3 protein-coding genes and 1 pseudogene are annotated in these 8,817 nt (G+C 62.9%); 1 reads left to right on the top strand and 3 read right to left on the bottom strand.

The genetic code is table 11. The features are described from left to right. Positions 1-2: 2 nt before the first annotated feature. Complete coding sequence (locus tag K288_RS0136405; protein WP_027583948.1) at positions 3-6,284, bottom strand: HAMP domain-containing protein; 6,282 nt, start codon at positions 6,282-6,284, stop codon at positions 3-5. 270 nt (positions 6,285-6,554) lie between these two features. Between K288_RS0136405 and K288_RS0136410 the strand changes: the two genes are divergently transcribed. Continuing rightward, positions 6,555-8,063 carry a PAS domain-containing sensor histidine kinase gene (locus K288_RS0136410; RefSeq protein WP_027583949.1) on the top strand — a complete coding sequence of 503 codons (1,509 nt, stop codon included), beginning with the start codon at positions 6,555-6,557 and terminating at the stop codon, positions 8,061-8,063. An 81-nt stretch (positions 8,064-8,144) separates the two neighbouring features. Here K288_RS0136410 and K288_RS0136415 read toward each other — a convergent pair whose 3' ends face one another. Both K288_RS0136415 and K288_RS0136420 read right to left on the bottom strand, forming a co-directional pair. After that, positions 8,145-8,336, bottom strand: a complete 192-nt coding sequence (locus K288_RS0136415) for a hypothetical protein (RefSeq protein WP_051334934.1) — start codon at positions 8,334-8,336, stop codon at positions 8,145-8,147. 174 nt (positions 8,337-8,510) lie between these two features. After that, positions 8,511-8,817 (bottom strand): annotated as a pseudogene (locus tag K288_RS0136420) (IS5/IS1182 family transposase); the annotation flags it as partial.

Genomic DNA, 8,817 nt, shown 5'->3' on the forward strand with positions numbered 1-8,817 from the left:
CTTCAGCGATGTAGCCACATGCGGATGGCGAGCAGCAATTGCTCGGTATTCACCGGCTTGGCCAAATAATCCGACGCTCCCGCTTCCAGGCATTTCTCGCGGTCGCCCTTCATCGCCTTCGCGGTCAGTGCGATGATGGGAAGACGGACAAGCGCCGCATTCTGCCTGATCACGCCGATGGTCTGATAGCCGTCCATCTGCGGCATCATGATGTCCATCAAGACGATGGCAATCTTGGGATTGGATTCGACCAGCGCGATCGCCTCGTGGCCCGTCGTAGCCGTCAGTACCCTCATACCGCGCCGTTCGAGCACACTGGAAAGTGCGAAGATGTTCCGCGCGTCGTCGTCGACGAGAAGCGCCGTCTTGCCAATCAAATCCTCATCGGAACCGTTAAGTTTCTCCAGCATCCTTTGCTTTTCAATCGGCAATTCCGTGATGACACGGTGCAAGAACAGTGACGTTTCGTCGAGCAGGCGTTCCGGGGATTCGACGCCTTTTACGACAATGCTGCGCGCCATCGTGTGAAGTTCGGCGTCCTCCTCGGCCGAGAGTTCCCGTCCGGTGAACACCACGATGGGAACATTGGACAGGCTTTCGTCCTTGCGGATTTCGTCGAGCACCTCAAAGCCGCTCATGTCCGGCAGCCGCAGATCGAGCACGACGCAGTCGCAAGGATTGCTCCGCAGGGTGGAGAGAGCCCCGGCTCCAGTACCGGCGGTGACGATCTCGACGTCCTTGTGATCCAGTAGTTCCTTGATGCTGAGCTGTTCGGCGGGATTGTCCTCCACGATCAAAAGCCGCTTGCGTCGCGGCCTTGCATATTCCTTGATCTGGGCGAGCGCGGCGCTGACGCCCTCAGTCGTCGTGGGTTTGTTGACGAAGGAGAAGGCGCCGCGCGCCAGCGCATGCTGCCGGTCCTCGTCGAGCGTGATGACCTGCACCGGGATGTGGCGGGTAAGCGGATTGTGCTTGAGCTGGCTCAGTACGGTCCAGCCGAGCATGTCGGGCAGGAACACATCGAGCGAAACCGCGGTCGGCTGGAATTGCTTGGCGAGGTCCAACGCCTCGGCGCCGCGGCTCGCGACCAGGACCTTGAAGCCCTTGTCTCGGGCGAGATCGACCAGGACCCGCGCGTAATGCGGGTCATCTTCGACGACCAGGAGGATCATGTCTCCGGGCTCGAGATTGAGCCGGTCGTCCAGCACCTCCACCACGCGCTCCTGCGCCGCGGGCGCCTGTAGCGCCGGCGCAGCACCCTGCGATAAGGACAGTGCCGGCGGCACGCGAAGCGCAACGCTCGGACCGGAATATTTCAGCGGCAGATAGAGCGTGAACGTACTGCCTCTGCCGGGCGCACTTCGCAGATGAATCTCGCCGCCGAGCAGGCTCGCGAGTTCGCGGCTGATGGCAAGGCCAAGGCCGGTGCCGCCATATTTGCGGCTGGTGCCTGCGTCCGCCTGCTGGAACGCTTCAAAGATCAGCTTCTGCTTGTCTTGCGGGATGCCGATGCCGGTATCGCTCACCTCGAAGGCGACGACCGCGGGCGCGGTGTTGAGGATCGGATGCTCGGCGCTCCAGCCGCCAACCGCGGCCGAGACGGTCAGCTTGACGCCGCCTTCGCCGGTGAACTTGAAGGCATTGGACAACAGGTTCTTCAGCACCTGCTGCAGGCGCTTGGAGTCGGTGACCATGCTGCGGGAAAGCGTCTCGTCGACCTCGATGCTGAACGACAGATGGCGGTTTTCCGCCTCGTGGCGGAACGGCCGGCCGACGGTCTCGAGCAGGCTCGAAGTCAGGATTTCCTCGGCGTCCACGGTCACGGTACCGGACTCGATCTTCGAGAGGTCCAGGATGTCGCTGATCAGATTGAGCAGGTCAGTGCCGGCGCCGTGGATGGTGCGGGCGAATTCAACTTGCTTCGGCGACAGATTGCCTTCCGGATTATCCGAGAGCTGCTGGCCGAGGATCAGGATGCTGTTCAACGGCGTGCGCAGCTCGTGCGACATGTTGGCCAGGAATTCGGACTTGTATTTCGACGTGAGCGCTAGCTCGCTCGCCTTTTCTTCCAGCGCGCGGCGCGCCTGCTCGATTTCCTGGTTCTTGCGTTCGACCTCGACGTTGCGCTCGGCGAGTTGCTGTGCCTTCAGTTCGAGTTGCTCGTTGGTCTGCTGCAATTCCCGCTGCTGGGCCTGAAGCTCACCGGCGAGCTGCTGCGACTGCTTCAGCAGGCCTTCGGTCTGCATCGTTGCCTCGATGCTGTTGAGCAGGATGCCGATGCTGTCGGTCAGTTGCTCCACAAAGGTGATTTGCGAGGCGGTGAACGACGCGATCGAGGACAACTCGATCACGGCCTTGACCTGGTTCTCGAACAGGACCGGGAATACCACCACGTTCTTCGGCAGCACACGCATCAGCGCGGAATTCACCGGTACCACGTCATCCGGAATATCCGACAGCAGCCGCTGGCGCTTGTCCACTGCGCACTGGCCGACCAGCCCCTCGCCCATTCGCACAAGTGGCGGATGTGGATTGGCGCCGTCGTCGGCATAGGCAGACAACAGACGCAGCTGCAGGTTCTCGGCGTTCTCGACCTGATAGATCACGCCCATATGCGCGTTGATCACGGGCGCCAATTCGGCCAGCAGCAGCCGGCCGACGGTCGACAGATCACGTTGGCCCTGCAGCATATTGGTGAATCTGGCGAGGTTGGTCTTCAGCCAGTCCTGCTCGGTGTTCCGCTCCGTCGTCAGGCGGAGGTTGCCGATCATGGTGTTGATGTTGTCCTTGAGCTCGGCCACCTCGCCGCGGACGTCGACCTGAATGGTGCGCGTCAGGTCGCCTTTGGTCACCGCGGTCGCAACTTCCGCGATGGCGCGGACCTGCGAGGTGAGGTTCGCCGCAAGCAGGTTGACGTTGCCGGTCAGATCCTTCCAGGTACCGGCGGCGCCGGGCACGTTCGCCTGGCCGCCGAGCCGCCCCTCGACGCCGACTTCGCGCGCCACCGTCGTGACCTGATCGGCGAACGTCGCCAAGGTCTCCGTCATGTTGTTGATGGTATCGGCGAGCGCGGCCACCTCGCCTTTCGACTTCACGGTCAGGTTCTGCTTCAGGTCGCCATTGGCCACCGCGGTCACGACCTTGACGATGCCGCGCACCTGCTCGGTCAGGTTAACGGCCATCACGTTCACGGTGTCAGTCAGGTCCTTCCAGGTGCCGGCGACGCCGCGCACCTCGGCTTGGCCGCCGAGCTTGCCTTCGGTGCCGACTTCGCGCGCCACGCGCGTCACCTCGCCCGCAAACGCGTTGAGCTGGTCCACCATCGTGTTGATGGTGTTCTTCAGCTCGAGGATTTCGCCCTTCACGTCGACGGTGATCTTGCGCGACAGGTCGCCGCGCGCCACCGCGGTGGTGACTTCGGCGATGTTGCGCACCTGCGTGGTGAGGTTGGCTGCCAGCAGGTTGACGTTGTCGGTGAGGTCCTTCCAGGTGCCGGCCACGCCGGGCACCACGGCCTGACCACCGAGCCTGCCCTCGGTGCCGACCTCGCGCGCCACGCGCGTCACTTCAGCCGCGAAAGAGCGCAGCTGCTCCACCATCGTGTTCAGCGTCTCCTTCAGGAGCAGAATCTCGCCGCGGACGTCGACGGTGATCTTCTTCGACAGGTCGCCGCCCGCAATCGCGGTCGCGACTTCCGCGATGTTGCGCACCTGGGCCGTCAGGTTCGACGCCATGAAGTTGACGTTGTCGGTCAGGTCCTTCCAGGTGCCGGCGACCTCGGGCACTTCGGCCTGGCCGCCGAGCTTGCCTTCGGTGCCGACCTCGCGCGCCACGCGCGTCACTTCGGAGGCGAAGGCGTTGAGCTGGTCCACCATCGTGTTGATGGTATTTTTCAGCTCGAGGATTTCGCCCTTCACGTCGACCGTGATCTTGCGCGACAGGTCGCCGCGCGCCACTGCGGTGGTGACTTCCGCAATGTTGCGGACCTGCGCGGTCAAATTGCCGGCCATCGAGTTGACGCTGTCGGTGAGGTCCTTCCAGGTGCCGGCAACGCCTGGCACGTTGGCCTGGCCGCCCAGACGCCCTTCGGTGCCGACCTCGCGCGCAACGCGCGTCACCTCGCCCGCAAAGCGGTTGAGCTGGTCGACCATGGTGTTCAGCGTTTCCTTGAGCTGCAGGATCTCGCCGCGCACGTCGACCGTGATCTTGCGCGACAAGTCACCGCCGGCGATCGCGGTTGCGACCTCGGAGATGTTGCGCACCTGGGCGGTCAGGTTGCCCGCCATCGAGTTCACGGAGTCGGTCAGGTCCTTCCAGGTGCCGGCGACCCCGGGCACCTCGGCCTGGCCGCCCAGCTTGCCGTCGGTGCCGACCTCGCGCGCCACGCGCGTGACTTCGCCGGCGAAGGCGTTGAGCTGGTCGACCATCGTGTTCAGCGTCTCCTTCAATTGAAGGATTTCGCCTGACACGTTCACGGTGATCTTCTTCGACAGGTCGCCCTTCGCCACCGCGGTTGCGACTTCCGCGATGTTGCGGACCTGACCGGTCAGGTTCGATGCCATCGAATTGACGCTGTCGGTCAGATCCTTCCAGGTGCCCGCAACGCCGCGCACCAGTGCCTGGCCACCGAGCTTGCCTTCGGTGCCGACCTCGCGCGCCACGCGCGTGACTTCGCCGGCGAAGGCGTTGAGCTGGTCCACCATCGTGTTGATGGTGTCCTTCAGCTCCAGGATTTCGCCGCGGACGTCCACGGTGATCTTCTTCGACAGGTCGCCGTTGGCAACGGCCGTGGTCACCTCCGCGATGTTGCGGACCTGGGCGGTCAGGTTGGACGCCATGAAGTTCACGTTGTCCGTGAGGTCCTTCCAGGTGCCGGCGACACCGAGCACGTTGGCCTGGCCGCCGAGCTTGCCTTCGGTGCCGACTTCGCGCGCCACGCGCGTCACTTCGGAGGCGAAGGCGTTGAGCTGGTCCACCATGGTGTTCAGCGTCTCCTTCAACTGAAGGATCTCGCCTGACACATTCACCGTGATCTTCTTGGAAAGGTCGCCACCGGCGATCGCGGTGGCGACGTCGGCGATGTTGCGGACCTGGGCGGTCAGGTTGGACGCCATGAAGTTCACGTTGTCCGTGAGGTCCTTCCAGGTGCCGGCGACGCCGGGCACCTGGGCCTGGCCGCCGAGCTTGCCTTCGGTGCCGACTTCGCGCGCCACGCGCGTCACTTCGGAGGCGAAGGCGTTCAGCTGGTCCACCATCGTGTTGATGGTGTCCTTTAGCTCCAGGATTTCGCCGCGCACGTCGACGGTGATTTTCCTCGACAGGTCGCCGCGCGCGACTGCGGTCGTCACGTTGGCGATATTGCGCACCTGCGCGGTCAAGTTGCCGCACATCGCGTTGACGGAATCGGTCAGGTCCTTCCAGGTGCCGGCCACGCCGGGCACGATCGCCTGGCCGCCGAGCTTGCCGTCGGTGCCGACCTCGCGCGCCACGCGCGTCACTTCGGAGGCGAACGAGCGCAGCTGGTCGACCATGGTGTTGATCGCTTCCTTCAGCTGCAGGATCTCGCCGCGGACGTCGACTGTGATCTTTTTCGACAGATCGCCATTGGCGACCGCGATCGTCACCTCCGCGATGTTGCGGACCTGACCGGTCAGATTGTTGGCCATCGAGTTGACGCTCTCGGTCAGGTCTTTCCAGACACCGGTCACCTCCGGCACCTGGGCCTGCCCGCCGAGCCGGCCCTCGACGCCGACTTCGCGCGCCACACGCGTCACCTCGGACGTGAACACGCCGAGCTGCTTGATCATCGTGTTGACGATGTTCGCCGACTGCAGGAATTCACCACGCAGCGGCCGCCCTTCGACATCGAGCTGCACGGTCTGCAGGAGGTCGCCCTGGGCGACCGCAGCGACCGCGCGCGTCACTTCCCGCGTCGGCCACAAGAGGTCGTCGATCAGCGTGTTGATCGAGCCTTCCATGTCCGCCCAGGAGCCACTTGAGAGGCCGAGGTTCACGCGCTGGCGGGTCTGTCCCTCGCGGCCGACGACCTGGCCGACACGCTCGAGCTGCTGGGCCATGCGCTCGTTCGCCGCGGCGATTTCGTTGAAGGCATCCGCGATCTTGCCGTCAATCCCGAGATAGTCTCCGCGCATCCGCACGGTGAAGTCGCCGGCCCGCATCGCCTGGAGGGACTGCAACAGGTCCTGGACGGGATCGATCTTGCCGTTTTGTCTGTTGCGGCGTGATTCGCCACGACTACGAGGAGCGGGACCAAGATCGGTCATAAAATTCCCCCTGCACGCTGGCCGGCTTTAGATTTTCGAAGTTCCGGACCATCGAACGCATAAGATGGGTAGGTTGCGATCTAATCAAGCCAGAAAAAATGAGCGGTAACACTTGGAGACAGCCAAACGTTATCAATGAAAGATCTCAGGGAAGGTTCCCGGCGGTCGGGAACTTTTTTGCGATCAATCAGCAAACCTGTTACACCTAAACGCAGAGTGGGAACGAAAGTCTCACTTTGGCGTTTGCCGTCCGCGGGGGCAGGATTTCAGATGGCCAAGAAGACCAAGCAACTCGAAACGGACTACTTCGAGAGCGAGCGCAATTTCCGTCTTCTGGTCAAGGCCGTCACCGACTACGCCCTCTACATGCTGAGCCCGAAGGGCGTCGTCGAGAACTGGAATGCCGGTGGCGAGCGAATCAAGGGCTACACAGCCGAAGAAATCATCGGCCAGCACTTCTCGCGTTTTTATACTCCGGCGGATCGGGCAGCGGGCAAGCCGGCACGGGCGTTGAAGATCGCCGAGGAGACCGGTCACTACGAGGAAGAAGGCTGGCGCGTCCGCAAGGATGGCTCGTTCTTCTGGGCGAGCGTGGTGATCGACCCGATTCGCGACCCCTCCGGCCGCCTGATCGGCTTTGCCAAGATCACCCGCGATATCACGGAACGGCGCGAAGCGCAGCTCAAGCTGGAGCAGATACAGCGGCAGCTTGCGGAATCCCAAAAGATGGACGCGCTCGGCCAACTGACCGGTGGTGTCGCGCACGACTTCAACAATCTCTTGATGATCGTCTCGGGCAATCTGCACAAGATCAAGAAGGAGCTGACGAGCCCGCGTGGCTTGCGCGCGCTGAGCGCGATCGAGACCGCTACTCAACGTGCCGCGTCCCTGACCAGCCAGCTCCTCAGCTTCGCCAGACGACAGAGCGTCAATCCGCGGACCATCGACGTGGATCAGCGGATCACGTCGGTGCGTGAGGTGTTGGTCAGCGCGCTCGGCAGCATGGTCACGTTGCATATCGATATCCAGCCCGACGTCTGGCCGGTCTTCATCGATCCCACCGAGTTTGAAACCGCCCTCCTCAACCTTGTCATCAATGCCCGCGATGCGATGCCGGAAGGAGGCACCGTTACCGTCTCGGCGCGCAATGATCCGGACAGGGATCAGGTTCTGATTTCAGTCGAGGATACCGGCGCGGGCATTCCGCAAGACGTGCTCGGCAAGGTGTTCGATCCCTTCTTCACCACCAAGCCCGTCGGCAAGGGAACTGGTCTCGGCCTCTCTCAGGTGCACGGCTTCGTCCACCAGGCCGGCGGGACGATTGAAATCGAAAGCGGCCTTGGCAAGGGCACCACAGTCTGCCTCCGCCTGCCCCGCAGCAGCGCGACCGAGCATCGCGAACAGGAGATCTTGAACAAGCAAGCCTCCGCAACGGTCCTGCTGGTCGAGGACAATCCCGCCGTGGCCGACGCGAGCGCCGGGCTGCTCGAGCAACTTGGCTATACCGTCCGCTGGGTGCCCAACGCCGAAACGGCGTTGCGAGAGATCGAAGCTGATGACGTTGATCTCGTGTTCAGCGACATCATCATGCCCGGCAAGATGGACGGACTGAAGTTGGCGCGCGCAATCAGGGAACGAAACCCGACGCTGCCCGTCCTGCTCACGACCGGTTACGCCGATAGCGCCAAGCACGTCAGGATGGATTTTCCAGTCCTCCGCAAACCCTACCAGCTTCACGAACTCAGCCGCGAGTTGTCCAAGCTGACCGGGCACGACTGACCCCGCGCCACGGGTCGCCCGCCCCCAGTCCGTTGTTGCGACAGCCATGGGCTGAGGACCTGCAGCCGTTCGGCGACCTCATCAGCTGGCCTGGCTCGTGGCCGGCCAGCTTCCCCGCACAAGGCGAACCCGTTCGATGCGCCCGCATTGCTCGCAGCGATATTGGATGACGTCCTTGCCGTCCTCGCCTGGCGTGCTCCTTTCGAGCCGCATCGTCTTCCTGCAGATGACGCAGGAAATCAGTGTGAGCAGCGGGTTGCGATCGTCATTCATCGTTCCCGTCCGACACAAAACTGTCCGAAGTTAACCTATGTGACGGTTGCGGCTGTCGAAATAGGCCATCTTGTCACTATTCGATGTAGTTAGTTTATTGCTGGCCACGGGGGCCGAACCTCATGGAACGTAAGCGATCGCCATTGGAGCAGTCGCCCGTGAAGAAGTCTGATTTCAGCTTGGGACGAGCTGAAATCGGAGGATGAGCCTGACCAGGATTTGGTGCAACAAAAGCTCCAGCCAGCGGATGAGACGGCGGAAGTTGTATCCGGCGGCGGCGAGGACGGCGTTGGCGGCGTCGCCCTTGCGGTACCAGAAGTAGTTGCGCCCCATGCGATGCTCGGATTTGAGATGGCCGATGACCGGCTCGACGGCCGAGCGCCGGCGCAGCTCGCGTTTGATCCTGGGCGTCACGCGCCGCTTCTGGCCTGAGATGAACACCCTGAACTTGTAATCGGGTGGCGCATTGTGACCTCGGTAG

Origin of the sequence: Bradyrhizobium sp. Ai1a-2 (assembly GCF_000426245.1) — a bacterium.
Classification (GTDB): domain Bacteria; phylum Pseudomonadota; class Alphaproteobacteria; order Rhizobiales; family Xanthobacteraceae; genus Bradyrhizobium.